28 protein-coding genes and 1 pseudogene are annotated in these 25799 nt (G+C 71.6%); 20 read left to right on the forward strand and 9 right to left on the reverse strand.

Annotated elements, in window-relative coordinates; genetic code table 11:
- The first annotated feature begins 45 nt into the window (after positions 1 to 45).
- The 3 genes from SACE_RS34030 to SACE_RS34045 all read left to right on the forward strand — a co-directional run bounded on the left by SACE_RS34030 (position 46) and on the right by SACE_RS34045 (position 3234).
- Positions 46 to 1167, forward strand: coding sequence for a 5-methyltetrahydropteroyltriglutamate--homocysteine S-methyltransferase (locus tag SACE_RS34030; protein WP_009946107.1), 1122 nt, complete (start codon positions 46 to 48; stop codon positions 1165 to 1167).
- 673 nt (positions 1168 to 1840) lie between these two features.
- On the forward strand, positions 1841 to 2461 hold the full coding sequence (locus tag SACE_RS34040) for a YigZ family protein (protein WP_009946104.1): 621 nt from the start codon (positions 1841 to 1843) through the stop codon (positions 2459 to 2461).
- Between the two features lie 377 nt (positions 2462 to 2838).
- Positions 2839 to 3234 carry a hypothetical protein gene (locus SACE_RS34045; RefSeq protein WP_009946103.1) on the forward strand — a complete coding sequence of 132 codons (396 nt, stop codon included), beginning with the start codon at positions 2839 to 2841 and terminating at the stop codon, positions 3232 to 3234.
- Between the two features lie 35 nt (positions 3235 to 3269).
- Here SACE_RS34045 and SACE_RS34050 read toward each other — a convergent pair whose 3' ends face one another.
- The gene (locus SACE_RS34050) at positions 3270 to 3869 is read right to left on the reverse strand and encodes a TetR/AcrR family transcriptional regulator (protein ID WP_011875239.1); all 600 of its coding nucleotides are present in this window, start codon (positions 3867 to 3869) and stop codon (positions 3270 to 3272) included.
- A gap of 121 nt (positions 3870 to 3990) precedes the next feature.
- On the opposite strand from SACE_RS34050, the gene SACE_RS34055 reads away from it, so the two are divergent.
- Positions 3991 to 5166, forward strand: coding sequence for a DUF418 domain-containing protein (locus tag SACE_RS34055; protein ID WP_037303225.1), 1176 nt, complete (start codon positions 3991 to 3993; stop codon positions 5164 to 5166).
- A 43-nt stretch (positions 5167 to 5209) separates the two neighbouring features.
- Here SACE_RS34055 and SACE_RS34060 read toward each other — a convergent pair whose 3' ends face one another.
- A complete protein-coding gene (locus tag SACE_RS34060) occupies positions 5210 to 6037 on the reverse strand; it encodes a helix-turn-helix transcriptional regulator (protein WP_009946098.1) in 828 nt (275 codons plus the stop codon).
- Positions 6038 to 6156: 119 nt separating this feature from the next.
- Between SACE_RS34060 and SACE_RS34065 the strand changes: the two genes are divergently transcribed.
- From SACE_RS34065 to SACE_RS34085, 5 genes are all read left to right on the forward strand, one after another.
- Positions 6157 to 6597, forward strand: a complete 441-nt coding sequence (locus SACE_RS34065; RefSeq protein WP_009946097.1) for a nuclear transport factor 2 family protein — start codon at positions 6157 to 6159, stop codon at positions 6595 to 6597.
- Complete coding sequence (locus SACE_RS34070; protein WP_009946096.1) at positions 6585 to 7394, forward strand: NmrA family NAD(P)-binding protein; 810 nt, start codon at positions 6585 to 6587, stop codon at positions 7392 to 7394. The genes SACE_RS34065 and SACE_RS34070 overlap by 13 nt, the downstream gene beginning before the upstream one ends.
- A gap of 358 nt (positions 7395 to 7752) precedes the next feature.
- Complete coding sequence (locus SACE_RS34075; RefSeq protein WP_009946095.1) at positions 7753 to 8025, forward strand: hypothetical protein; 273 nt, start codon at positions 7753 to 7755, stop codon at positions 8023 to 8025.
- Between the two features lie 39 nt (positions 8026 to 8064).
- Positions 8065 to 9606, forward strand: a complete 1542-nt coding sequence (locus SACE_RS34080) for a sensor histidine kinase (protein WP_009946094.1) — start codon at positions 8065 to 8067, stop codon at positions 9604 to 9606.
- A gap of 8 nt (positions 9607 to 9614) precedes the next feature.
- Positions 9615 to 10268 carry a response regulator gene (locus tag SACE_RS34085; protein ID WP_009946092.1) on the forward strand — a complete coding sequence of 218 codons (654 nt, stop codon included), beginning with the start codon at positions 9615 to 9617 and terminating at the stop codon, positions 10266 to 10268.
- A gap of 8 nt (positions 10269 to 10276) precedes the next feature.
- Here the strand turns inward: SACE_RS34085 and SACE_RS34090 are convergent, their stop codons facing one another.
- On the reverse strand, positions 10277 to 10939 hold the full coding sequence (locus SACE_RS34090; RefSeq protein WP_011875242.1) for a phosphatase PAP2 family protein: 663 nt from the start codon (positions 10937 to 10939) through the stop codon (positions 10277 to 10279).
- Between the two features lie 156 nt (positions 10940 to 11095).
- Here SACE_RS34090 and SACE_RS34095 point away from each other — a divergent pair, with 156 nt between their 5' ends.
- The 4 genes from SACE_RS34095 to SACE_RS34110 all read left to right on the forward strand — a co-directional run bounded on the left by SACE_RS34095 (position 11096) and on the right by SACE_RS34110 (position 15891).
- The gene (locus tag SACE_RS34095) at positions 11096 to 12274 is read left to right on the forward strand and encodes a glycoside hydrolase family 27 protein (protein WP_009946089.1); all 1179 of its coding nucleotides are present in this window, start codon (positions 11096 to 11098) and stop codon (positions 12272 to 12274) included.
- A gap of 17 nt (positions 12275 to 12291) precedes the next feature.
- The gene (locus SACE_RS34100) at positions 12292 to 14244 is read left to right on the forward strand and encodes a glycoside hydrolase family 84 protein (RefSeq protein WP_009946087.1); all 1953 of its coding nucleotides are present in this window, start codon (positions 12292 to 12294) and stop codon (positions 14242 to 14244) included.
- A 93-nt stretch (positions 14245 to 14337) separates the two neighbouring features.
- Positions 14338 to 14907, forward strand: a complete 570-nt coding sequence (locus SACE_RS34105) for a chorismate mutase (RefSeq protein ID WP_009946086.1) — start codon at positions 14338 to 14340, stop codon at positions 14905 to 14907.
- Positions 14908 to 15069: 162 nt separating this feature from the next.
- Positions 15070 to 15891 carry an oxidoreductase gene (locus SACE_RS34110; protein ID WP_009946085.1) on the forward strand — a complete coding sequence of 274 codons (822 nt, stop codon included), beginning with the start codon at positions 15070 to 15072 and terminating at the stop codon, positions 15889 to 15891.
- Between the two features lie 64 nt (positions 15892 to 15955).
- Here SACE_RS34110 and SACE_RS34115 read toward each other — a convergent pair whose 3' ends face one another.
- Positions 15956 to 16960 (reverse strand): aldo/keto reductase, encoded by a 1005-nt coding sequence (locus SACE_RS34115; RefSeq protein WP_009946084.1) that lies wholly within the window; start codon positions 16958 to 16960, stop codon positions 15956 to 15958.
- Positions 16961 to 17111: 151 nt separating this feature from the next.
- Between SACE_RS34115 and SACE_RS39635 the strand changes: the two are divergent.
- The 4 genes and pseudogenes from SACE_RS39635 to SACE_RS34130 form a co-directional block, all read left to right on the forward strand.
- Positions 17112 to 17282, forward strand: a pseudogene (locus SACE_RS39635) (helix-turn-helix domain-containing protein); the annotation flags it as partial.
- 55 nt (positions 17283 to 17337) lie between these two features.
- The gene (locus SACE_RS34120) at positions 17338 to 17973 is read left to right on the forward strand and encodes an MmyB family transcriptional regulator (RefSeq protein ID WP_011875243.1); all 636 of its coding nucleotides are present in this window, start codon (positions 17338 to 17340) and stop codon (positions 17971 to 17973) included.
- Between the two features lie 85 nt (positions 17974 to 18058).
- Complete coding sequence (locus tag SACE_RS34125) at positions 18059 to 18265, forward strand: DUF5302 domain-containing protein (RefSeq protein ID WP_011875244.1); 207 nt, start codon at positions 18059 to 18061, stop codon at positions 18263 to 18265.
- Positions 18266 to 18563: 298 nt separating this feature from the next.
- The gene (locus SACE_RS34130) at positions 18564 to 18923 is read left to right on the forward strand and encodes an FKBP-type peptidyl-prolyl cis-trans isomerase (RefSeq protein WP_009946080.1); all 360 of its coding nucleotides are present in this window, start codon (positions 18564 to 18566) and stop codon (positions 18921 to 18923) included.
- 47 nt (positions 18924 to 18970) lie between these two features.
- Here SACE_RS34130 and SACE_RS34135 read toward each other — a convergent pair whose 3' ends face one another.
- Positions 18971 to 19684, reverse strand: coding sequence for a DUF5134 domain-containing protein (locus tag SACE_RS34135; RefSeq protein WP_231849873.1), 714 nt, complete (start codon positions 19682 to 19684; stop codon positions 18971 to 18973).
- Positions 19685 to 19988: 304 nt separating this feature from the next.
- On the opposite strand from SACE_RS34135, the gene SACE_RS34140 reads away from it, so the two are divergent.
- Both SACE_RS34140 and SACE_RS34145 read left to right on the forward strand, forming a co-directional pair.
- Entirely contained in the window at positions 19989 to 20288 is a 300-nt protein-coding gene (locus SACE_RS34140) for a DUF6221 family protein (protein ID WP_009946078.1), read from the forward strand.
- A 63-nt stretch (positions 20289 to 20351) separates the two neighbouring features.
- The gene (locus tag SACE_RS34145; RefSeq protein WP_009946077.1) at positions 20352 to 20717 is read left to right on the forward strand and encodes a hypothetical protein; all 366 of its coding nucleotides are present in this window, start codon (positions 20352 to 20354) and stop codon (positions 20715 to 20717) included.
- A gap of 99 nt (positions 20718 to 20816) precedes the next feature.
- On the opposite strand, the gene SACE_RS34150 is transcribed toward SACE_RS34145, so the two are convergent.
- Together SACE_RS34150 and SACE_RS34155 are read right to left on the reverse strand one after the other, a co-directional pair.
- Entirely contained in the window at positions 20817 to 22529 is a 1713-nt protein-coding gene (locus SACE_RS34150; RefSeq protein WP_011875245.1) for an NAD(P)/FAD-dependent oxidoreductase, read from the reverse strand.
- 144 nt (positions 22530 to 22673) lie between these two features.
- Positions 22674 to 23015, reverse strand: a complete 342-nt coding sequence (locus SACE_RS34155; RefSeq protein WP_011875246.1) for a carboxymuconolactone decarboxylase family protein — start codon at positions 23013 to 23015, stop codon at positions 22674 to 22676.
- A 206-nt stretch (positions 23016 to 23221) separates the two neighbouring features.
- On the opposite strand from SACE_RS34155, the gene SACE_RS34160 reads away from it, so the two are divergent.
- Positions 23222 to 23632, forward strand: a complete 411-nt coding sequence (locus SACE_RS34160; RefSeq protein WP_011875247.1) for a DUF7144 family membrane protein — start codon at positions 23222 to 23224, stop codon at positions 23630 to 23632.
- Between the two features lie 15 nt (positions 23633 to 23647).
- Here the strand turns inward: SACE_RS34160 and SACE_RS34165 are convergent, their stop codons facing one another.
- On the reverse strand, positions 23648 to 24553 hold the full coding sequence (locus SACE_RS34165) for a S1 family peptidase (RefSeq protein ID WP_009946073.1): 906 nt from the start codon (positions 24551 to 24553) through the stop codon (positions 23648 to 23650).
- Between the two features lie 213 nt (positions 24554 to 24766).
- Positions 24767 to 25573: a hypothetical protein gene (locus SACE_RS34170; RefSeq protein ID WP_009946072.1), complete on the reverse strand. Its 807-nt coding sequence runs from the start codon at positions 25571 to 25573 to the stop codon at positions 24767 to 24769.
- Positions 25574 to 25799: the final 226 nt, after the last annotated feature.

The raw sequence follows: 25799 nt of genomic DNA on the forward strand, positions 1-25799 counted from the left end.
AGTCCGGACTATGCAGGTGCGCCCTCCGCTAACTACGTTCGGGCCATGAGCACTCGCGTCGCCCCGCCCTTCCGCGCAGACCACGTCGGCAGCCTCCTCCGCCCCCAGCGACTGCTCGCGGCCAGGGAGGAGCACGCCGCCGGCCGGATCGGCGCCGACGAGCTGCGCGCGGTGGAGGACGAGGCGATCACCGAGGTGATCGCGATGCAGGAGGAGATCGGGCTCTCCAGCGCCACCGACGGCGAGTTCCGCCGCTCCTCGTGGCACATGGACTTCCTCTACCAGCTCGAAGGGGTCAGCAAGGTCACCGACTCCGAGCTCACCGTCCGGTTCCACAACGCCGACGGTGACATCGAGTTCGCCACCCCGGACATGCGCGTGGACGACCGGATCCGGCTGGCCGAGCCGATCTTCGCCGACGCCTTCCGCTTCCTGGCCGACAAGGCGGGCCGGGCCACCCCGAAGCTGACCATCCCGTCGCCGGGGATGCTGCACTACCGCGGCGGCCGCGCGGCGATCGACGAGTCGGTGTACCCGGACCTGGAGCAGTTCCGCGCGGACCTCGCCGACGCCTACCGCGCCGAGATCCGCGCGCTGGCCGACATCGGCTGCCACTACCTCCAGCTCGACGACACGAGCCTGGCCTACCTCAACGACCCGGCGCAGCGGGAGCGGCTGGCCGCGCGGGGCGACGACGGCGAGCACGAGCACGAGCGCACCATCGACCTGATCAACGCCGCGCTGCGGGACCGCCCGGACACGCTGTCGGTGACCACGCACATGTGCCGCGGCAACTACCGCTCGTCGTGGGTGGCCGAGGGTGGTTACGACTTCGTCGCCGAGGCGCTGTTCTCGCGGCTGGACGTGGACGGGTTCTTCCTGGAGTTCGACGACGCCCGATCCGGCGGGTTCGAGCCGCTGCGGTTCGTACCCAGGGGCAAGGTCGTGGTGCTGGGCCTGGTCACCACCAAGCGCGGCGAGCTGGAGTCCAAGGACGAGCTGAAGCGGCGCATCGACGAAGCGGCCCGGTACGTCGACCCGGACCAGCTCTGCCTGTCACCGCAGTGCGGCTTCGCCTCCACTCAGGAGGGAAACGCGCTCACCTACGACGAGCAGGTGGCCAAGCTGCGGCTCGTCGCCGAGACGGCCGCCGAGGTGTGGGGCTGACGCCCCCGCCCGCGTCCGCGGGCGAGTGGTCCGCGACCGCGAACGACCCCGACCGACGGCCGGGCAGCGCCCGGCCGTTGTTCGCAGACGCCCGGCTCAGGCGGCTGGTTCGAGGAACCTGCCCGCGATCAGCCCAGGTTCCTCGTCGCCGTCGAAACGGACCCAGAGGACCGGGCCGTCGAAGACGTCGGGCAGCCCGGTGGCGGTCTCCACCACCGTCCCCGTCTGATCACGAAACCGGCCGAACGAAGCACGCACTCGCGTGCCGGGTTCAAACGGACTCGATGACTGCTCCATGAGGGGGGACGTTACGTGTCTTGGCGGCGATTCGGGAAACCGCGTCCGAGTGATCCTCGAATCGACGCGTTGACCTGCTGTTTCAATCCCTCTGAAGGGCCGGATTAGCTCGTTGGTGTGATGCAAGTCATCGTGAGTGACATCACCCAGAGTGACGGGAAATCCGGCAAATGGGAGCGGAGACCGCCGGATGCCGCACGAGAGCCCCGAATCCGGAGACTCCAGGCACGGCGGGAACCGCCGGTAGGATGAGCCGGGTGTCCGCCCACCGCCCCGACCGGCACTCCCGGCCGAACCACCGGCACGCGCCGACCGGAGGCACTACGGCCCGGCCTGGGCGACCGGCCCCCCGGCCCTCCTCGTCCGGATCCTGACCATGCGCACCATCAGGCAGGCCGGCGAGTTCGAGCTCGAGGTGAAGAAGTCCCGCTTCCTGTGCGCGCTCGCACGCGTGACCAGCGAGTCCGAGGCCCGCGAGTTCGTGCAGTCCCGCCGCAAGCTCCACCACGACGCCAGGCACCACTGCTCGGCCTTCGTGCTGGGCGACCTGGGCGAGATCCAGAAGTCCAGCGACGACGGCGAGCCTGCGGGCACGGCGGGCGTCCCGATGCTGGAGGTGCTGCGCCGCAACGAGCTCACCAACACCGCCGCCGTCGTCACCCGCTACTTCGGCGGCGTCCTGCTGGGCGCGGGCGGCCTGGTCCGCGCGTACGGCGGCGCGGTGTCGGCCGCGCTGGAGCATGTCGGGCTGCTCGAGCGCCGTCCGGTGCGGATCGTGTCCACGACGGTGGATTACCTGCAGGCCGGGAAGCTGGAGAACGACCTGCGTTCGGCGGGCCACCGGATCACCGGCGTCGAGTACGGCGAGCGGGTCCGCATCGACATCGGCGTCGGCGAGGCGTCGGTGGCGGAGTTCGAGACCTGGCTCGCCGAGGCGACCGGCGGCTCCGCGTCGATGGTCCTCGGAGACCTGACCCACGCCGAGGTCGAGGCCTGAGACGGCCGGCGCGACGGAAGTCCACATTGGACTTCCAGGTCGCAAGTACGATCCTGTGTGGATCGAAAAAGTCCCCGCGGTTTCACCCCTTCGGCCGTCTTACGTGGCGTCTTTACCGCCGAACAGCCCAGAACGCGCTGTGGGTATGACCACTGGCCGAATCGGCCGGTTACCGACGTTCCGTAACCGCGTGTTGCGCTAACGTCACGGTCCGCTGTGTTCATCTTCGAGGCCTGGGGAGGGCGTGCGTGCAGGCGTTGGCCAGGCGACGTCCGAGTCCGGCGGCAGCCGAGCGCGACGGGGGAACCCGCCCGCGGAACCGCCCGCACTGAGAGGTCGGAATGCGAAATCCCACGGGGTATCCCGAGGAAACCCCGGTGACGCGCGAGGTCACGGTCTTCCGCGAGCGTCCCGGCACCGGCCTGTGCGAGAGCCTGATCGCCCAGGCCAGGTGGTGGGTCCAGGGCCGCAGCGTCTACCTGGAGGTCGAGCTGCCCCCGCACACCTACCGCAGCAGCGGCACCAGCCTCTTCTACGCGATGCTCGACCTGCGGCAGAGCCGGCTGGAGCCGGAGGGACTGCTGCTGCTCACCGAGGGCTGCCGCAGCGACGTGTGGGCGCTGGGCACGCCCGAACAGGACTTCCCGGGCACGCGCGGGATCGTCCTGGGCACCGAGACCACCGTCGACCTGCTGGCCACCGTCGGCGAGCGGGACGTGCCGCGCGTCGGCCGGGTCGGCGACCAGCTCGGGTTCAGCACCGACGAGCTCTGATCCGCGGCCGGCGAAGACCGGGGGCCTTCACCCGGTCACGACCGGAAGATGCGGTCGAGGTGGTAGTCGATCACCGCGATGGCCTCGTCGCCGCTGCGCATGCCGAGCAGGATGCCCGCCGCCAGCCCGTCCGGGACCGCCAGCAGCAGTTCCGCCTCCCGCTCCGGATCGATGTCGGCAACCAGCAGGCCGTGCTCCTGCGCCGCGCGCAGCTCGTTGGTGAGCAGGCGTACCACCTTCGGCCACTCCGCGTTGTAGACCTCGGCCATCTCCGGCTGGTTGAGCGCCCGGAGCATGAAGGCGATGCTGACCAGCAGTGCCGAGCGCCCTTCCGGCGAGACCGGCAGCATCTCGATCATGACGGTCCGCACGACCTCCCGCGGCGTCGGTGCGACGTCGGCGCGCGCCAGGTGCTCCCGGATTCGTTCGGTGACCTTGTCGTTGGCGTGGGCGGTGGCGAACAGCAGCATCTGCTCCTTGGTCTTGAAGTAGTGCTGCACCGCGCCCATCGACACGCCCGCCTCCGCCGCGACGTCGCGCAGGCTCACGCCCTCCAGCCCTTCGCGGCTCGCGATGCGGATCAGCGCGTCGGCGATCTGCTCCCGACGCGCCGCGTGGTCCACCCGTTTCGGCACGGCACCCCTTTCCCATGCAATCGCATTGCAAAAACACCGGCCGACTGGTTACGATGCAAACGCATTGTAACCGTGCGTAGCCAGCGCGGCGAGCTGCACCACAACTACCACTGGGGAATCCATGACCACCGCATACGCCCAACCGACGACGCGGAGCACGTCCGGCGGGCGCATAAGCGCTCTCGACGTCGTGCGCGGCGTGGCCATCATGGGCACGCTCGGCACCAACATCTGGATCTTCACCGACCCGCAGGGCCCGGCCGGGATGCTGTCCTCCGCCGACACCGGCACCTTCACCGCCAACGTGGAGGCGTTCCTGCGCTACCTCGCCAACGGCAAGTTCCTGGCGCTGCTCACGCTGATGTTCGGCGTCGGCCTGGAGCTGCAGTACCGGTCGGCGCGGCGGCGCGGGCACCGCTGGCCCGGCTGGTACCTGTGGCGCGCGGCGCTGCTGTTCATCGAGGGCCTGCTGCACTTCGTGCTGATCTTCGAGTTCGACGTGCTGATGAGCTACGCCGTGACGTCGATGCTGGTCGCCTACCTGATCGGCCGCAGCGACCGCGCGGTCCGCTGGTGGATGATCGTGATGGGCTCGATCCACGTCGCGTTCATCAGCTGGGTCACCCTCGGCCTCATGGCCGGCGTCGTGTCGCTGGACTCCGGCGGCAACAGCACGCTTCTCGCCAGCGGGAGCTGGCCGGAGCAGGTCGCCGCGCGGCTGGACGGGCTGTTCGCCTACCGGCTGGAGGCGATCTTCATCATCCCGATGTCCACCGTGCTGTTCCTGCTCGGCGCGCGGCTGATGCGAGCGGGCGTGTTCGGTGACGACCAGCGGGGCAGGCGGCTGCGCGCCAGGCTGATGGCCATCGGGTTCGGCGTCGGCGCACCGCTGAACCTGCTGACGGCGTTCGGCGGGGAGCAGTGGTTCATGGTGGACCGCTACATCCTGCCGCCGGTCGTGGCGCTGGGCCTGCTCGGACTCGTCACCTCCGCGGTGTACGCGATGCGGCCGGCGCCCGGTGTGCTGCGCCGGGGCCTGACCTCGGTGGGCCGCACCGCGCTGTCCTGCTACGTCTTCCAGAACCTGGTCGCCGCGATCCTGTGCTACGGCTGGGGATTCGGGCTCGCGGCCGAGCTCGACGCGGCGCGGCCGTGGTGGGTGATCGGGGCCTGGGCGGGCATCTGCCTGTCGTTCATGGTGCTGTCCTCGCTCTGGCTGCGGCGCTTCGAGCGCGGGCCGCTGGAGCTGGTCTGGAACTGGGCCTACCGGGCACCGCAACGCCGAGCGCGCGCCTGACCGACCGGGGGTGTGAGCGGTGGCGCCTGCCCGGCGCCACCGCTCACGTGTTCCGCAGCGCGCGCAGTTGCAGGCGCAGCAATTTGTCGTGGTCGACGCTGCCGGGTTCGGCGCTGAAGGTCACCAGGCGCTGGTCGGTGCCCGGGACGTGCAGCGTCTGGCAGTCCAGGTCCAGCGCGCCCAGTTCCGGGTGGTTGATGCGCTTGCGCAGCGTTTGCGGCCCACGCACGTCGTGCGCGTGCCAGCTCGCCGCGAACTCCGCACTAACCGCCGAACAGTCCCTGACCAGTTCGGCGATCCCGGTGTCGGACGGATAGCGCACCGCGGCCTGCCTCAGGTCCGCAGCGGCCTGCCGCAGGAAGCCGTCCCCGCTGCCCCGGCACCACTGCTCACCGAAGCGGACCGACAGTCGCAGCAGGTTCTGCTCGGCCGCCGGCAGCGCGGCGAAGTCGGTGATCAGCTCGGCGGCCATCGCGTTCCAGGCGAGCACGTCGTGCCTGGCGTTGAGCACGTAGGCCGGGACCGCGCCGACCCGGTCCAGCAGCATGCGGACGCCTTCGGGCACCTCGGCGGCGGGCCGCTCGCGCGACGGCGGGGTCTGGCCCGCCAGCCGCGCGAGGTGCGCGCTCTCGTCGTCGCCGAGCCGCAGCGCCCGCGCCAGCGCGGCCACGACCTGCGGAGACGGCCGCGGCGCGCGGGCCTGCTCCAGGCGTTCGTAGTAGTTCGCCGACACCCCGGCCCGCCAGGCGACCTCCTCCCGCCGGAGTCCCGGGGTGCGGCGGCGGCCGGTCCCCGCTGGCAGCCCGACCTCGGCGGGCCGCAGCGACTCGCGGCGGTTGCGCAGGAACTGCGCGAGCTCGTGCCTGTCCACGGCCCCAGCCTGCCACCGCCCGCACCGGTCATCCACGGACCGGCGGTCCGGGGCTTGGACAGCCGTTCCCGCGGGCCGGCGACGCGACGAAGCTGGCAGCGGACATGAGGAGGTTCGGCTTGCCGACGAAGATTTTCGACGAAGCGCTGCGACTGCTGCTGGACAAGGACATGCGTGCCTTCACGGAGCTGTTCGCCGCCGACTGCGTGCTGGAGTTCCCGTTCGCCGACGCGGGTTCGCCGACGCGGCTGGACGGCAGGGAGGCGTTGTGGGAGTACCTGCGCGACTACCCGGACCGCATGGACATCCGCGAGTTCCCCGCCGTGGAGGTGCACCGCACGCTCGATCCGGACACGATCACCGCGGAGTTCACCGCGCACGGCCGCACCGTCAGCACCGGCGGCGCGTACGAGATGCGCTACATCGCCGTGATCACCGTGCGGAACGGGCTGATCACCGAATACCGCGACTACTGGAGCCCCGTGATGGCCGCGCGGGCCGCAGGCGAGCTGCCCGCGCTGGTGTCGGCACTGAGGGAGGAGCCGTCGTGCGCATCCTGATCACAGGTGGGACCGGCAACACCGGCCGCCCGCTGGCGGCGGCGCTGCGCGCGCGGGGCGCGGACATCAGGGTCGCGAGCAGGAATCCGGGGAACGCCGCCGACCACGTGCGGTTCGACTGGGCGGATCCGGCCACGCACGGCCCTGCGCTCGAAGGCGTCGAGGTCGCCTACCTGGTGCCGCCGCCGGCCACGCTCGAACCGATGCCGCTGGTCGAGCCGTTCCTGGCGGCTGCTTCCGGGGTTCGCCGGGTGGTGCTGCTCGGGTCGCTGGCGGTGCTGCCCGGCGCCCCGGGCATCGTCGAGCTGGAGCGGGCGGTCCAGCGGATGCCGGAGTCGTCGATCCTGCGGCCGTCGGGGTTCATGCAGAACTTCCTGGGTGCGCACCCGGTGGCGACCGGCATCCGCGAACGCGGCGAGATCGTCAGCGCGAGCGGCCCGGGCAGGCTCGGCTGGATCGACGCCGAGGACATCGCGGCGGTGGCCGCCGAGGTGCTCACCGGCCCGGACCCGGCGCCCGAGCACGTCCTGACCGGGCCGGAGTCCCTGAGCTACGCCGACGCCGCGGCGGTCATCACCGAGGTCACCGGCCGTCCGGTCCGCCACACCGAGGTCAGCGTGGCCGAGCGCGCCCGGATCTTCGGCGAGGTCATGCCGCAACCGTTCGCGCGGGCACTGGCCGCCATCGACGCCGAAATCCGGGCGGGCACGGAGGACCGCACGACATCGGCCGTCGAAGACCTCACGGGACGTCCACCGCGCTCGTTCCGCGACTTCGTCGCGGCGCACATGGCGTGAGCCGGCGCGAAAACGAGTGAATGGTGCCGCTGGTTGGCTGGCCAGGTGACGACCATCGAGCGGACTGTTCACAATGGACCGATGCCCGGCGCAGGTGCAGTGCGACGGGTCGGTGGCCGAGGGCCCGCAGCCGGGAGGCGAGCTCGTCCCAGTGGGAACCGGAGTGCCCGCCTCCGTGCAGCAGCACGACCGCTCGACCGCGACCGCCGTGGTCGGTCACGTGCACACTGCAATCCGAGCCGACCCGAGCACTACGCGGGGTTGGAGCGTGCCGAGCAGGAGCACACCGCACTGCGGGAGGTGATCTCAGCGATGTCGGCGGAGCCCACCGATCACCAGCGCTCGATCATGCGCGCGGGTGGACGGCCTCGATCTCTTCGCGGTCTACCGCCGCGTGCGGTGTCCGCTCGTGGTCACCAGGTCGACCGGTTCCGCGGCGGAAATCCTGCCCGCCGCGAACCGCGATGTCTGGCGGGCGTTCGAGCGGTGGACACGCGAGCAGTTGGCCGCCGCGGCCGAGGCCAACCCCGCGGTGGAGGTGGTCGAGACGCCGACCGGCCACGACGCGCACCGGGAGCGGCCGGATCTGGTGACGGCGCTGCTCCACGAGCGGTTGCGCAACCGCCGCTGAGCCGCCGTGCGTGCCCGGAACTCGGCTAGGTTCGGCCGGGTGGGAGTTCTGCGTTCGCCGAAGGTCCGGGATGCGCTGCTGTGGGCGGTGCTCGGGCTTCCGGTGTGGTGGGCGGTCGCCACCTCGCACCAGGGCCGGTTCGCCTGGTGGGAGTGCGTCATCGGGCTCGCCGTCGTCGCCGGTGCCCTCGCCCTGCGCAGGCGGCGCCCGTCGTGGGCGGTGTTCGTGGCGTTGGCGGCGTGGGCGCTGGCCACCGTGGCGCGGTCCGCGCCGACCGAGGTGGGGCTGGTGGCGATGCTGCCGCTCGCGGTGGCGACGAGCTACTCCGCCGGGGTGCGGGTTTCCGAGGCGCACCAGGCGGTCGCGGGGTTCGCCTGGACCACCGCCGGGGTGTCGGCGCTGGTGGCGGCCGCGACGCGGGACGACGGCGCGGTGCTCGTCGCCGTCATCGGCATCGCGTTCCTCGGCACGGTCCCGTGGCTGGTGGGCCGTCACCGCCGCCAGTACCGGGACCTGGTGTGGGCGGGCTGGGAACGCGCCGAGCAGCTCGAACGCGAGCAGCGGATCATCGCCGAGCAGGCGCGGCTGCGCGAGCGCACCCGCATCGCGGGCGACATGCACGACCTGCTCGGCCACGAGCTGAGCCTGGTCGCGCTGCGGATCGGCGGACTGGAGGTCGCACCGGACCTCGACTCCCGGCACCGGGAGGTCGCGGGCGAGGCCAGGGCCGCGGTGACCTCGGCGGCGCAGCGCCTGCGCGAGGTCGTCGAGATGCTGCGCGAGGAGCCGCCGCCGCTCACCCCGGGCGGGAGCGTGCGGGAGCTGGTGGAACGCGCCGAGACCTCCGGCATGCGGATCCATCTGGCGGAGTCCGGGGAACCGGCGGACACGACGTCGATGCGGCAGCGCGCGGTGTGCCGGGTCGCGCAGGAGGCGCTGACCAACGCCGCCAAGCACGCGCCCGGCGCCGAGGTGTCGGTGCGCGTCGAGCACGAGCCCGGCGAAACCCGCGTTCTCGTCGCGAACCCCGCCACTGGCGAGGGCGGCGGTGGCGGCGGGTACGGGCTGGTCGCGCTGGCCGAACGGGTGCGTCTGGCGGGCGGCGAGTTCCACGCGGGCGAACGGGGCGGCGAATTCACCGTGCACGCCCGGATTCCGCAGGAGGCGCAGCAGATCGCGCCCGCGCCCGAGGGCTCCGAATCCGCCGCCCGGCTGGCCGCGGCGCAGCGGAAGGTGCGCAGCAGCCGCACCGTCGCGATCGCCGTCGCCACCGGCTGCGTGGTCGGGCTGGCGACCGTGTCCGGCGCCATCGCGGTCTACGACGCGGTGACGTCGGTGTTGTCCCCGGCCGACTACCAGCGGCTCCGGCCGGGGCAGTCGTGGGCCGACGTCGAGCCGTACCTGCCGTCGCGCACCCGCATCGACGATCCACCGCGGAGGGACCCGCCCAGACCACCGGGTGCGGAGTGCCTGTACTACAGCACCCACCACAATCCTTTCGACGAGCGGCGGCTCGAGCTGTACCGGCTGTGCTTCCGGGCGGACGTGCTGGTCGGCAAGGACTTCATCGCCGGGAGGTAGGGGATTCGATGGTGCGGGTCGTGCTGGCCGACGACGAGGCGGTGATCCGCGCGGGCGTGCGGGCGATCCTGTCGTCGGACCCGGAGATCGAGGTCGTCGCCGAGGCCGCCGACGGCCGGGCGGCCGTGGACCTGGTGCACAGGCACCGGCCGGACGTCGCGGTGCTCGACATCCGGATGCCGGTGCTGGACGGCCTGGCCGCCACCGAGCAGCTGCGCGGCACCGGCACCGCCGTGCTGATCATGACCACCTTCGACGAGGACGACTACATCACCCGCGCCCTGCACGGCGGGGCGAGCGGATTCCTGCTCAAGACCGGAGACCCGCGCGAGCTGGTGCTCGGCGTGCGGGCCGCGGCCGACGGCGGGGCGTACCTGTCGCCGCCGGTCGCCCGCAGGGTGATCCGCGACCTCGGCGGCCCGCGGCTGTCCCGCGAGGTCGCCGCGCGCAACCGGATCGAAGGGCTCAGCGAGCGGGAGCGGCAAGTGCTCGCACTGGTCGGTGCCGGCCTCTCCAACGCCGAGATCGCGCGGCGCGTCCACGTCGTGGAGGGCACGGTGAAGGCCTACGTGAGCGCGATCCTCAACCACCTCGGCTTCCGAAACCGCGTGCAGGCAGCGATCCTCGCCTACGAGGCCGGGCTCGTCGACGAGGACCGCTGACCGGCGCGTCAGCGCGACGCGGCCGCCTGCCGCGAGTCCAGGGCGGTGCGGAACGCGCGGTGCGAGCGGATGCGGTGCGTCGTGGGCGTCAGCGGCCCGGTCAGCGGCATCACCGCCGTCGCGACCAGTGCGCCGAGCAGGAAGCCCGCGATCACGTCGTGCGGGTAGTGCGCCCCGACGTACACCCGCGAGAAGCCCTCCAGCAGCGCGAGGAGGACCGCGGCCACCGCGAGCCGCCGCCACGCGAAGGCCAGCGCCACGGCCGAAGCGGCCGCGATGGCGGAGTGGTTGCTCGGCAGCGACCAGTCGCCGGGCTCCGGGCACTCGGCGAGCGTCGCCGCGATGTCGCGCACCGCGCGGCACGGGCGTTCCTGCTGCCACCACGTCTTGAGCAGCTCGCTGCCGAGGTAGGCCACCGCGGTCGCGACCGGCGCCAGCAGCGCCGCGGTCAGCTGCCGGTCGCCGCCGGCTCTGGCCCGCCACCACGTCAGGACGAACAGGCCGAGGAATATGAGGATGATCGCCTCTGTGGCGACGGGGGCCGGCGCGCGGAGCCACCCCGGCGCGTCGGCGGCCAGGTCGGTGACGGCGCGGTACCAGTGCGCGCTGACGTCCGGCACGTCCTCGATCTCGTTGACCGCCGGGTGCGGATGCGAACTCTCTGTGAACACCCGGTTGACGCTATGGATCAGGCGCAGGTGGGCACCGCGCTCTTTCGGCATCACCCGCATTGACTTTCGTCAGTCGCCGCAGTGCCCCATCCGGAGGTGTACAGGTCTGGGCCAATGAGCCAAGGTGTTGATTCGCGTTCGAAACGGGGTGATTCTGTGCACCAACGGACACTGCTGGCCGGAACACTGCTCGCGACGGCACTCCTGCTCACCACCTCCGCGACCGCCGGTGCGACCTCGGCGCCCGAGGACCCGGCGCCCACGCCCCCGATGGGCTGGAACAGCTGGAACAAGTTCGCCTGCGACATCGACGAGCGGCTGATCACCGAGACCGCCGACGCGATGGTCGCGTCCGGCATGAAGGACGCCGGCTACACCTACGTCAACATCGACGACTGCTGGATGGCCCCGGAACGCGACGCCGAGGGGCGGTTGCAGGCCGACCCGCACCGCTTCCCCTCCGGCATCAAGGCCCTCGCCGACCACGTGCACGCCAAGGGGCTGAAGCTCGGCATCTACTCGTCGGCGGGCACCAAGACGTGCCAGGGCCTGCCCGCCAGCCTCGACCACGAAGAGATCGACGCGCGGTCGTTCGCCGAGTGGGGCGTGGACTACCTCAAGTACGACAACTGCAACAACGAGGGCCGACCCGCGGTCGAGCGCTACTCCGAGATGAGCGAGGCGCTGCGCGCGACCGGCCGCCGGATCGTCTACAGCATCTGCGAGTGGGGCGAGAACGACCCGTGGAACCGGGGCCGCGACGTCGGCGGGCACCTGTGGCGCACGACCGGTGACATCAGCGACTCGTGGTCCAGCATGACGAGCCTGCTGGACCAGCAGGTCGGCATCGAGCAGCACTCCGGGCCCGGCGGCTGGAACGACCCGGACATGCTGGAGGTCGGCAACGGCGGCATGACCGACACCGAGTACCGCGCCCACTTCTCGCTGTGGGCGCTGCTGAACGCCCCGCTGCTGGCGGGCAACGACCTCCGGTCGATGGACGAGCCCACCGCGCGGATCCTGCTCAACCCCGAGCTCATCGCGATCAACCAGGACTGGGGCGGCAAGCAGGGGTACCGGGTTCGCGACGACGGCGAGACCGAGGTGTGGGCCAAGCCCGTGTCGGACGGTTCGGTCGCGGTCGTGCTTTTCAACCGGGACGGCCAGGAGCGGCGGATCAGCGCCACCACCGAGGAGGTCGGCCTGCCCGGCGCCGACCGGTACCGGGTGCGCGACCTGTGGACCGGTGATGAGAGCCAGAACGACGGCGAGTTGGGCGCGTCGGTCCCGTCGCACGGAGCCGTGGCGTACCGCGTGTGGGCGGGCGACGCCTGATGCGCAGAGGAGGAGCAGTGACCAGAGCGCACACCCGCGTTCTCAGCCTCGCCGGAGCCGTGCTGCTCGCGGCGGCGACCGCGACCGGAGCGGCATCGGCCGCCGCACCGGCGCCGCCCCCGGTGCAGGCGGCACCGGACCGGGTACCGCAGGTGACGCCGCAGCCGCAGCAGATCCGGCCGCTCGGCGCCGATGTCGCGGTGCCCGGCCGCGTCACCGTCGTGGTGGACCGCGAGGTCGACCAGCCGACGCGCGACCTGCTGGCCGGGACCTTCCGGGCCGCGGGCGCGCAACAGGTCGACGTGGTCGAGGCGGGCGGTCCCGCACCGGGCGGGCTCACCGTCCGGGTCGGCGCGCTGACCACCGACGACGTCGCCAGGGGCCTGCGCGACGCCGGTGTCGAGGTGCCGCCGGACCTGCCCGCCGAGGGCTACGCCCTGGCTGCCACCGGACGCACCGTCGTGCTCGGCGGCGTGGACGGCGACGGCGTCTTCTACGCGGCGAAGACGCTGAGCCGGCTGGCGCGCCCCGGCTCCGTCGCGGGCACCGCCGTCGTCGACCACCCGCTGATGCCGCTGCGGGGCGCGATCGAAGGCTTCTACGGCAGTCCCTGGACCCATCAGGAACGGCTGGACCAGCTCGCGTTCTACAGCGACCTGAAGCTCAACACCTACGTCTACGCCCCGAAGGACGACCCGTACCACCGCGAGAAGTGGCGCGACCCGTACCCGCCCGACAAGCTCGCCGAGCTGGACGAGCTGGTCGACCAGGGCTCGCGCGGCCACGTCCGGTTCACCTTCGCGCTCTCCCCGGGACTGTCCATCTGCTACAGCAGCGAGGACGACTGGAAGGCGCTCACCGCCAAGCTCCAGGCGATGTACGACCTCGGCGTGCGCGCGTTCTCCCTGCCGCTGGACGACATCGACTACACGAAGTGGAACTGCGCGGGCGATGAGCAGAAGTACGGGGCGCCGTCGCAGCAGAGCGCGGGACAGGCCCAAGTGGACCTGTTGAACCGGCTGCAGAAGGAGTTCATCGACAGCCACGAGGGCGCCAGGCCGTTGCAGACGGTGCCCACGGAGTACTCCGACACCGAGGACAGCCCGTACAAGCGCACCATCCGCGAGCAGCTCGACAAGCGCGTCGAGATGATGTGGACCGGCGTCGGGGTGATCCCGGTCGAGATCACCGTGGAGCAGGCGCAGCAGGCCGCGCGGGTGTGGGGCCGCAAGGTCTTCGTCTGGGACAACTACCCGGTCAACGACTTCGACGCCACCGAGGGCAGGTTGCTGCTCGCCCCGTACGCCGAGCGCGAGCCCGGCCTGCACGGCCAGCTCTCCGGGATCGTGCTCAACCCGATGAACCAGGCTTCGGCGAGCAAGGTCGCCGAGTTCGGCGCCGCCGACTTCACCTGGAACGACACCGCCTACGACCCGCTGCGCGCCTGGCGCGAGTCCGCTCGGTACCTCGCCGGAGGCGACGGCCGGACGGCGGAGGCGTTGCTGGCGTTCTTCGACCTGGAGCACCTGGCCCCGACCGGCGACGGAGTCGCGTGGCAACCGCAGGCGCCGGAGCTCGCGCGGCGGCTGGCGGAGTTCCGGGCCGCGTGGGAGTCGGGCGACAAGGCCGGGGCGCTGGTCGCGCTGCGGCCCTACGCGGCGCTGATCGCCAACGCGCCGGAGCGGATCAGGGCGGGCGTGGCCGACGAGGCTTTCGCGTCCGACGCCGCGCCCTGGCTGGACGCGACCGACCTGCTCGGCGACGCGCTGGTGCTCACCGCGGACGGGCTGAAGGCCCGGATCGACGGGAACGAGCAGGACGCCCGTGCGAAGTTCGCCGAAGCCGCGGAGCTCCAGCGCCGGGCCGGGGAGATCCACACCGTTCCGGGTGAGACGCGACCGCAGGGCCCGGTGCGGGTCGGGGACGGCGTGCTCGACGTCTTCCTCGGGGAGGCACCGGAACTGCGGTGAAGCGGGCGGATTCCGTTCCTCCGCAGGTGTGTGGAGGGCGGGGCCGCCGCTAACGTCAGCGGCGACACCGTTCTCGCCACGAGAGGTCACGCCGTGCGAATCCGCTCACTCCTGCTCACCGCCGCCGCCGTCGCCGCTCTCACCGGCGGGACGGCGGCGGCGTCACCGGCCACCGACGCCTCCCTGGTCCCGCTGGTGGAGACCGCCGCGCAACGGGTCGCCACCGCCGACCAGGTCGCCGCCGCCAAGTGGGGGACCGACCAGCCCATCGACGACCCCGCCCGCGAGCAGCAGGTGCTCGACGCGATGTCGGCCAAGGCCACCGGGATGGGCATCGACCCCGAGGTGGTCGAGCGGATCTTCCGCGACCAGATCGAGGCGAACAAGCTCGTGCAGCACGGGCTGCACGCGTACTGGGCGGCCAACCCCGCCGCGCGGCCCACCGAGCGGCCCGACCTCGGCGAGATCCGGCCGGTCATCGACCGCCTGAACAACGAGCTGCTGGAGCACATCCGCGACTCCGCCCCGCTGCGCGAGCACCCGTCCTGCGGCCCCCGGCTCACCGGGGCGTACCTGACCGTCGGCCACGAGATGCGGCTCGACGCCCTGCACGGCACCGCCGTCGGACGCGCCCTGCCCTCGGTGTGCGAAGCGCGCCGATGATCTTCGACGCGACGCAGCCACCGGAGCCAGAGGCGTATTGGGGTCCGCCACGCGAGGTGGGTTCGAACACGGGCTCTGCGGTTCCTGGGTATGACGCACCCATCCTGAACAGCGCGGTTCTTCCTAGCCTGAGGTGATCGCAACCATCGCAGGAAGGTCCTCATGTCCGTCTGGTTCATCACCGGTGCTTCCCGCGGCCTGGGTCTGGAAATCGCGCGGGCCGCGCTCGAACGCGGCGACCAGGTCGCCGCGACCTCGCGGGACCCGCGCACCATCCCGCTGCCCGACCAGGAGGTGTTGGCCAAGCTCGCCCTCGACGTCACCGACCACGCGCAGGTCGAGCAGGCCGTCGAAGCAGCCACCGCGGCCTTCGGCCGTGTCGACGTCCTGGTGAACAACGCCGGCTACGGATTGTTCGGCGCCGTCGAGGAGGTCTCCGACACCGAGGTGCGGACGCTGTTCGACACCAACGTGTTCGGCCTGCTCGCGGTGACCCGCGCCGTCGTGCGCGGCATGCGGGAGCGGCGGTCGGGCCGCGTCGTCAACATCGGCTCCATCGGCGGCTTCACGACCCAGGCCGGCTCCGGCGCCTACGCGGCGACGAAGTTCGCCGTGGAGGGCGTTTCCGAAGCGCTGCGCGCCGAGCTCGAACCGCTCGGAATCGCCGTCACGGTCGTGGAACCGGGCGCGTTCCGCACCGATTTCCTCGCAGGCACCAGCATCCGGCAGGCGCGGCACGTCATCGACGACTACCGCGCGACCGCCGGCGCCCGCCGACAAGCGATCGGGCAGAACCACGGTAGGCAGGCAGGCGACCCCGCCAAGGCCGCCGCGGCGATCGCCGACCTCGCCCACTGCCCGCGGCCGCCCGTACGCCTCCAGCTCGGGCCGGACGCGGTCGCCAAGGTGGAGGCCAAACTCGACCACGTGCGCACCGAATTGGAAGCGTGGCGCAAGGTTTCGGAGTCCACCGACCACGACTGACACCTCAGTGGACGGACCCGGTCGGACCTGCGGGGGTGTGGCGGGTCCCCCGCAGGCCAGCGGGTCACTCCCGTCCGGCCGAGACGAAGCTGATGTCGGCGTAGCGGGTGCCGTGCACCTGCTCCGCGATCGGCTCCAGCTCCGCCAGGTCCTCAGTGGACAGATCGAGGCCGAGCGCCGCCACGTTCTCGTCGAGCCGCGCCCGGCGCCGGGTGCCCGGGATCGGGACGACACCGAGGCCGTGGACCCGGCCCCGCGCGTGGACCCAGCCCAGCGCCACCTGCGCCATGGTCACGCCGTGCCGCTCCGCGATCCGGCGGATCGGCTCCAGCAGCGTGACGTTGTGACCGGCGTTGTCCCCGGTGTACTGCGGGAAGACCTCGCGCACGTCGCCGTCCCCGAGCTTCGCGGCGTCGCTGAACGCACCGGTCAGGAACCCGCGCCCCAGCGGCGAGTACGGCACGAAGCCGACACCCAGCTCCGCCGCCGCGGGCACCACCGCGTTCTCGACGTCGCGGTTGAACACCGACCACTCGCTCTGCACCGCCGCGATCGGGTGCACCGCCGACGCCGCCCGCAGCTCGCCCGCGGTCACCTCCGACAGTCCCAGGTGGCGCACCTTGCCCGCCTGGACCAGCTCGGCCATCGCACCGACGGTCTCCTCGATCGGCACCGAAAGGTCCCGGCGGTGCATGTAGTACAGGTCGATCACCTCGACGTCCAGCCTGCGCAGGCTCGCCTCCGCGGCGCTGCGCACGTACTCGGCGTCACCGCGCATCTCCCGCCTGCCGGGGTCGGCCGGGTCGCGGACGATGCCGAACTTGGTCGCCAGCGTCACCTCGTCGCGGTGCGCGCGCACGAACGGCGACAGGAACTCCTCGTTGGCGCCCATGCCGTACATGTCGGCGGTGTCGAACAGGGTCACGCCCCGCTCCAGGGCGTGCTCCAGCGTGCGGCGCGCCTCGTCCTGGTCGGTCGGCCCGTAGAACTCGCTCATGCCCATGCAGCCGAGTCCCTGCGCGCCCACCACCGGGCCGCGGACACCCAGCCTCACCTGCTTGTCGTTCATCTCGTCCCTTCCGTCGGCCGTACCTCACCGAGCATGGGCGGCGCCGCGGGTTCCGGGCAGGTCGCGTTCTTCCTGGACGCGGGCTTCCTGGGTGTGACGCACCCAGGCGAAGCGGGGCCCCGGGGCGCGCGGCTGTGCCAACATCGGTGGTGTGGGCAGCAAGAACGAGCTCGGCAACTTCCTGAAGGCGTGCCGCGACCGGCGCAAACCGGAAGAACTCGGCATTCCGGCCGGTGGTGGCGTGCGCAGGACCCCGGGACTGCGCCGCGAGGAGGTCGCGGCCGCGGCCGGGATCAGCATGGACTACTACACGCGGCTCGAACAGGGGCGCGAACGGCACCCGAGCGACTCGGTGCTGGAGGCGCTGGCCCGCGTGCTTGCGCCTGGCGCAGGCCGAGCGGCAGCACCTGCACAACCTCGCCAGGCACGCCGCGCACCCGCACCGCGGAAAGTCCGCGCCCGAGCCGGAGCCGGTGCGGCCCACCGTGCTGCGGCTGCTCGAACAGCTCGGCGAGTCGCCCGCATACGTGCTGAACCGGGCCAACCGCATGGTCGCGGCGAACCCGTCGGGGCTGGCCCTGCTGGTCGGGATCGACCAGTGGGAGCCCGAGCGCCGCAACTCGCTGCGCTACCTGTTCCTGCACCCCAGCGCGCGCACCCTGTTCGTGCGGTGGCGCCAGGTCGCGCAGGAGTCCGTCGCGCACCTGCGCTCGACCTTCGGCGACAACCCGTGCGACCGGGAGCTCACCGCCCTCGTCGAGGAGCTCTCCAGCAGGAGCGAGGAGTTCGACGCGATGTGGCGGCGAAACCTCGTGCAGCCCAAGTCCGGCGGGGTGAAGTCGTTCAACCATCCCGCCGTGGGCCGCATGGACCTCGCCTACGAGGCGCTCGACGTCAGCGGCGCGCCGCAGCGGATCGTGGTCTACCAGGCCCCGCCGGGCTCGCCCGACGAGGACGCCATGCGCCTGCTGGCCCACGTCGCCCGAGAGCAGCGCACCGAGGTCACGTCCTGAAAACCGGTGGCCCGCCGGCCGCCGCCATGCCATGTTCGACGTCGTAGACAAGCGCGGTCGCATGCCGCCGCCCCAGGAGGTTCGCATGGCAGAAGTACCGGAGCAGACGAGCCGACCTGACGACGAGCAGACGAGCGGGCCTGACGACCTGAAGCGCCGGATGCGCGAGGCCCTGGAACGCAAGAACGGCCGCACCAAGGCCGGCGAGGCGCACCAGGACCGCCGTTCGAAGGCCGACGCCGCTCACAACCGCGCGGGGCAGAAGCGCACCTTCCGCCGCAAGTCCGGCTGAACGAGGAGCCCCCGGGGGGGGTGGGTTCCCCCTTCCGGGCCGGGATGACGAATCGCCGCTGCGTCCGCACGGACGCAGCGGCGATTCGCACCCCCTGGCTGCGGTTTCCGGGCGGAGTCAGGTCCGCACCGGAGTTTTCAAAGTGTATCGCCTGGTGCTTAATAACAACCAGAGTCGTGCTGGTGCGGAAGCGCCGCGAGGCGGTGTGAGCGCGGTGACCGGCGGGTGCGCGGTTACGGTGAACGCCACTACGCGGAACCTGTCGATCGTCTGGCAGGGCCAGGAAGGAACGCAGCGGATGAACAAGCCGGAGGTCGAGTTCCAGGCGGGTCCCCCGCCCGCCGAGCTCGTGGTGAAGGACCTGGTGGAGGGCGACGGCGTCGAGGCGGTCGCGGACGGCGTGGTCGAGGTCCACTACGTCGGCGTCGACTACGAGACGGGCGAGGAGTTCGACTCGTCGTGGAACCGCGGCGAAACCGTCAGGTTCCCGCTGCGCCGTCTCGTCAAGGGCTGGCAGGAGGGCATCCCCGGCATGAAGGCCGGCGGACGCCGCCAGCTCACCGTCCCGCCGGAGCTGGCCTACGGCCCGGCAGGCGGCGGGCACCGGCTTTCGGGCAAGACCCTGGTCTTCGTGATCGACCTGATCGACGCGAGCTGAGCTCCGGGCCGGCTCCGGTGGGGCGGACGGTGTCCCACCGGAGCCGGTCAGAGCAGGGTGAAGAACATGTACGCCAACCCGAGCTGCATCACCAGCGCCGTGGCGTGGTCGAGCCGCGCGCTGAACGGCGGCGGCACGGAGGCGGGGTCGGCGGACTCCTCGTCCCGGCCGGTGACCAGGTCGGTCGCCGAGTAGCCCGCGCGGAGCACGAAGTAGGCCGCCAGCACCAGCGCCACCAGCGGCAGCGCGATGACGGTCCCGCCACCGTCGATCACGCGGATGTCGAACAGCGGTGCATCGTGCGGGTGCGCCGGTGCCGTCGGCTCCACCGGTCGGACCTGCGGAGCGGGCCCGGCGTCCGGTGCCCGCACGGCGGCGAACAGGTAGAACATAGCCAGGTCGATCACCAGCAGGTGCGCGTACAGGGCCACGCCGCCGAGGCCCCGGTAGGCCAGCACGCACGTCCACACCGCACCCGCCAGGAACAGCGCCTGCCACCACACGGCCATCGCCGCGCCCGGCCCCGGCAGCAGCAGCGCGCACAAACCCACGCCCATGAGCACGTGCGTGAACGCGACGGGGAAGTCGACGGCCATCGCCCGGCCGCCCTCGACCCGCCACAGCCCGGACACCTGCCGGACCAGCGCCAGCAGCGTGAAGGTGCCGATGACCGCGAGCAGGCACCAGCGCAGCCACGCGGGCCCGCCCATAGCCCCTCCAGTGCGCGGGTAGCTCGGCAGCCGGGTAGCCGAGGTAGTCACCTTGCCACCGCCGCGTACGCCCCGCAGATCGCGCCCGACCCCCGACCGGGCCGGTGCCATGAGACCGGGACTCCGAGGACGGTGACCGGGTATCCGGCCTCAACGGCCGTCGCGCGTACGACGTGACCCTCGAACTCGCCCTCCTCGGGTCGGGGACCGCGCGCGGGGTAGGTCGTTCGGGTTCTCGTGCCTGCGCGGGATGTGACACGGACAGGCGAACTCGCCACCTCGGGCCTCCCCTTCGCAAGATCGCTAAGGCAATGTCACCGGGGCGGGACAGACCTGCGCTCGGGGAGGGAGCAGCGTGGACATCGCCCTCGTGGACTTCGTGCGGACCCGGTTGGACGAGGAGGCCGCCAAGATAGCCGGACTCAGCTTCGGCCGCGCCGCGGCGGGAGAACGCGGCCAGGCGGCCTCACAGGACGTCGTCGACCGCCACCTGCGGACCGTGGACGTGAAGCGATTCGTCCTCGACGAGTGCCAGGCGAGCCTGCGCACGGAGCCGGCGGGGTCGAAGTACCTCGCGGCCGTCGAGCGCGCCGTCACCAACCTCGCCCTGGAGTACGCCGGGCACCCGGAGTTCCGCGAGGAGTGGCGCCCGTAGGCAGGGCCGCCACAGCCGCCCCGCACAAGGGGCCGGCACGCACACCAGGCACGATGCGGGGCCATGATCGACACCGGTTCCCTCATGTACCCGATCGTCACGCTGCTCGTGCTCGCCCTCATCATGCTCGCCGTGGCCCGCCTCCTGCGGCCAACCGGGAGGCCGGCCGCGCGACCGAAGCTGGTGTACCTGATCGAGGACCACACCGACCAGGCACGAACGACGCGGTACTGGGCGCACGTGCACCTCAGCCGCGAGAAGGCCAAGGCCGAGGTCGAGGAGTCGGCCGCGCGGAGCGGGCACGAGGCGGTGCGCTGGGAGGACCGCTCGGCGGTGTTGCACGCCTTCGCCGACGGCAGCGACGGCACGGACGAGCTGTACCGGGTGGTGTCGTTGGAGGTGCGGCCGGAGGACGAGGTCCTGATCTGAACCTTCCCGGCGCCTCCGTTCGAACGCGTCCCGCGCACCGGACGCCCTATGACCGCGGGGTGCGGGCTTCGCTCGCCGGCGCGGGGTCCGACCGGCGCGTCACCGTCCGATGGGGCTGGCGGGCTCCTGCGGGCGGCCGCGCGGATGCAGCGCGTTGGCCGCGAACAGCTGGTGGAGGAGCTGGATCGTCACCGAGCCTTCTCCCACCGCGGACGCCACCCGCTTCACCGAACCGGACCGGACGTCGCCCGCCGCGAAGACCCCCGGCATGCTCGTCTCGAGCAGCAGCGGACCGCGATCGAGCGGCCAGGTGCGGTCGTCGCGCAGACCGGCTCCCGTCAGGACGAAACCGCGCTCGTCCCTGGCCACGTCGGGTGGCAGCCACTCGGTGTGCGGGCGTGCTCCGATCACGATGAAGAGCCCGTCGGCGCAGACGGTCTCCTCGCTGCCGTCCTCCCTGTCGCGGAGCACGAGGTGCTCGAGCCGTCCCGCGCCCCCGCCGCCGACGATCTCGGTGCCGAGACGGATCTCCAGTCCCGGCGTCGCCTCCGCCTCGCGCGCCAGGTAGTGCGACATCCCCGCGCGCAGCGAGGGGGCACGTACGACGAGGGTGACCCGCCGGGCGTAGCGGGTGAGGTACAGGGCGGCCTGCCCGGCGGAGTTCCCGCCGCCGAGGACGTAGACGTCGCGGCCGGCCATGGCAGGCGCCTCGGAAGCCGGACCACCGTAGAAGACGCCGGCACCGCTGAGCGCGTCGAGCGCGGGCACGTCCAGCCGGCGGTAGCTGGCACCGGTGGCCAGGAGCACCGCGCGGGCACGCACCCGGACGCTGTCGGACAGGGTGACGAAGTGGTCGTCGTGCTCGCGCCGGAGTGCGGTGGCCCGCTGCATGAACGCGAACTTCGCGCCGAACACCCACGCCTGGTCGTACGCCTGCTGGGCCAGGCGGCGACCGCTGATGCCGCGGGGGAAGCCCAGGTAGTTGCGGATCAGCGAGCTGGAGGTCGCCTGGCCGCCGAGCCCGCCTTCGTCGACGACCAGCGTGCTGAACCCCTCCGACGCGCCGTAAACGGCCGCCGACAGACCGGCGGGTCCGGCGCCGACGATCACGAGGTCGAACTCCATCCGCTCCGGGTTCACCGGTGAGCCGGCCGCCATCGCGATCTCGGCATCGGTGGGATCGGTCAGCACCTTGCCGTCGGGGAAGATGACGACCGGCAGCTGCACGCCCTCGCCGATCTCGGCGACCCGGGCACGCCCCTCGCTCGTGTCGGCCAGGCAGAACGAGTGCGGGATCGCGCAGCGCCCCAGCCGCTCTCTCAGCTCATATGCCCGGCCCGACCAGGACTCGGCCACCACGTGGATCGTGTACGGCGAGGCTCGCCGGGCCTCCGCCCAGTCCAGCAGCAGGCTCGAGATCGCCTGGTGGAAGAGCTCGTCCGGGGAAGCCGACGGCCTGAGCACGTAGTGGTCGATGAGCCCGCGAGCGATCGAGTCGAAGATCGCCTCGCCGGTCGCTCGGTCTCCCCAGTCTCCCCACCCGATCAGCAGCCCGCGCTTGGCGTGCGGATGAAGGCGGCGGGCGTGGTCCAACAGCTCGCCCGCCGTCATCCCGGTCAGCCGCTGGCCCGAAAGAACCAGGGCGACCTCGTCATCGGCTGCCGCGAGGTCGTCGAGGCGTGCACGCGCCTCGTGCGACGAGCGCACGCACAGGATCCGGTAGTGACTCGCGTAGCGCTCGCACAGCTCCCGCTCGACGGCTCGCAGCGCATCCGCATCCTCGTCGACGGCGACAAGCACAGCGCCGGACATGCATCCACTCCAGTTCCGGCCCTCGCACCCGCCATTCGTGCGCCGCGCAACGCCGCGAGCACCGGTCCTTCCGTTCTGACTGCCATGGTCACGACGTCTCCGCCAACGATGACGCAATGCGAGGTCGCGGCGGAAGGCGATGGTTCATCCCTGTTCGGGGATCATCTCGCCGAGCCCCAGGGCGCGCAGCACGTTCCCCGTAGCCGAGACGATCCGCGCACTGCCGACGATCGGGGCGATCGCCACGCAGACGGACTGGGCGTCTTCCGCGGTCAACCCCGCGTCGCGAGCGACCTTGAGGTTCGCGAGGTAGGACGCCGGGGCGGAATCCATCGCGATCAGCGCCGCCAGGCGCACCAGGTGGTACGTGCGTTCGTCGAGGCCCGAGTTCGGCAGCGTGTCCAGGTGCATCTGGGCGAGCTCTTCCAGCATGGGCATGTCGCCGTGCGCCACGGCATCGAGCCGCTGTTCCACCGATGCAGTCATCTTCACTCAGCTCCCAGGTTCTGTATCGCCATGCGCGATCCAGCGTGGGACCGGGTGTTGCGACCGAGAAGGGGCGAAAGCCCCGAGCACGTCGGGGTTTCCGAGCCAGGCCTTTAGCCCCTGGAACGGCGTTTCCGCTTCTCGCACGGTGACTCCCGTGCTCGATCCTGCTCGAGCACCGTCACCACGTGGAACGGAGAGCGACCATGGCAACACACGGGGCACGGCCCGCGCGCACCGGCTGGGTGGGCTGGGTGTACTTCGCAGCCACCGTCCTGCTGCTGGCCGGCATCATCCAGGTGATCAGTGGGCTGATCGCCTTCAGCCGCTCCGGATCGACGCTCATCACGCCGTCCGGACTCGCGGTCGAGGTCAGCTACGCCGGGGTCGGCTGGAGCTTCCTGATCACGGGTGCGGTTCTCGCCGCCACCGGTATCGGGCTGTTCGGCGGCCGCACCTGGGCGCGTGCCGTGGGCATCGCGATCGCCACGATCAGCGTGCTGGCCAACATCGCCTTCTTCGCGGCGTACCCGCTCTGGTCGGCGGTGGTGATCGTGCTCGACGTGCTCGTGCTCTACGCGTTGGCCGCCCACGGCCGGGAGGCCGGTCGCAGATAGCCCGGGTCAGGCGTTCTACCGCATGCCCGGCATACCCGCTTGCACAGCCAGGAGGCGGACAGCGGACAGGCGGTCCGGCACCTGGGGAAGCAAGGAGAGCGGGGTCGCCGTCGCGTGTCGGGTTCCCGAGCCTGCCGACGGGCTGGCGCGCTTGTGGATCGTGTCGTCGATCCAGGTCCGGTAGGACGAGACCGCGTTCCACTGGCCGTACCCCGTGCCGCACTTGCCGTCCTCGTCGGCGGGCCCGCTGGTGACACCGACCAGTTCCCAGTCACCCGGCCTGCCTCGCAGCTGCGGGCCGCCCGAGTCGCCTTGGCAGAGGTTGGTGCCGGGGACAGCGCCTTGCCCGCAGATGTTCCGGGCCTTGTCCATTCCCGCAGTGCACCTGTCGTCGGGGACGACCCGAGCGCTGAGCTCCTGCAGCTCGCGCGGGATGTCCTGGGTGTTCTCGTTGGTCCTGCCCCAGCCGATGACACGGGTCATGGACTCCGGCGCTTCGGGGTTCGTCGCGAGCTTGACGGGCTTCTGCGGGACGGAGTGGTCCAGTCGCAGCAGGGCGAGATCCGCCGTCGACTCCTTGTTCTCGGGGTTCACCACGATCTGGGTGACCTTGGCCGTGCTGCCGCCCGTGATCCGGTCCTCGCTGCCGACTCGCGCGGTCACGCCGTCGGCCGGTCGCGCGACGGGTGATCCGTTCGCCCCCGGATCCGACACGCAGTGCGCGGCCGTGAGCACCCAGTCAGGGGCGACGAGCGAGCCCCCGCAGAAGAACTTGCCGTTGTGGTCGAGGCTCGTCATGAACGGGTACGAATCGACCGCGTTGTTGCCGCCGATGACCTGAGGCGCCGTACCGGCAGCAGTAGCGGCAGGCGCGACCAGCAGGGACGCCGCGATGGCGGTGATGGACAGGCAAAGACGCATTGGAGTGGCCCTTCACGCGGAAGCGGCCGACTTTAGGACCGCTCCGGGAAGGGCGTCCAGCGCTCCCGAGGCTGGGCTGTGCGTGAGGACACAACGGGGAAGCAGAGCGCAATCGAGCGAGCATCGACAGTGAGCAGCCGGCCGCTCCGAGCGCTGATCTTCCGGTACGGCGATCAGCACCTTCGATTCGAGTTCAGGCGGGTCGGCGGTGGATCATTCGGCCGCGGGGACCTTGCTCGTGTAGGTCGCGTTGCGGGTAACCCAGATCGAGAGCGGCGGGCCCTGCGCCCGCGCCTGCGCGACTTTCAGCTTGTCCGCCCTGTCGCCCTGGTCGGCGCGTTTCTGGAGGTCGGTGAGCTTCTCCTGGTGGCGTTGCAGGACGGCCTGCTCCTCGTCGGAGAGGTGCTTGGGGTCGTCGAGCATGCTCAGCCCGCAGCTCAGTCCGCCGCTGCCTTCGATCCAGCGGGGGTTGTCCAGCCGCAGCTCCAGCGTGGCGCGCCGCTGCGGCTCGATGCGCGGGAAGGAAACGGTCTTGACGGTCTCGCCAGGCCCGAAGGTGACCGTCACGACGTCACCGTCCTTGCTGGCGGAGTCGCAGACCCAGTGGTTGTGCAGGTCCACCGCGACTGTGCCTTCGGTGGGGCCCTGCCCGACCTGGGCGAAGTCCTTCTCCCGATGGAGGGTGGAGATCTCCTTGGAGTGACCCTCGCCGGCCTCCTCGATCCAGGTCACCCTCCAGGCACCGGACCGGCGCACCTTGACGCCCTCGCGGCTGACCCTGACCTCGCAGACCGTCGGGTCGGAGTCCTCCCACTCCCCGCGCAGCGCCTGCAGCTTGGCGTGCAGCTCGCTGCCTTCGTCGCCGGCGGCCGCGCCGCTGCCGGTGCCGCGGATCTCCTCGTAGATCGGGGCGAGGCCGCGGGCGCGCTCGGCGTCGTCGACCTCCTGGGCGTGGAAGGACAGGACGGTGAGGTCCCGGTAGCTCTCCTCGCTCAGCTCGGTGACTTCGACGTCGCTCATGGAACTCCCCTATCTCGGTGGCCCGGCACGCTGATCATGCCGGGCGCCCCGGACCCGTGAGGACGGCCCCGTGGGGACGGCCCCGTGGGGACCGGCCGGACAGGCCACAGCAGACCTGCTTGCCGCGAGCATCGCCATGCCCCTCGACCGGCAGCTCCTCCCGGACCATCTTCCGCAGCGGGACCACGCCCAGGCAACCCACGCGTCGGCCACCCGGCCCTTGACC

The organism is Saccharopolyspora erythraea NRRL 2338 (assembly GCF_000062885.1).
GTDB lineage: Bacteria > Actinomycetota > Actinomycetes > Mycobacteriales > Pseudonocardiaceae > Saccharopolyspora_D > Saccharopolyspora_D erythraea.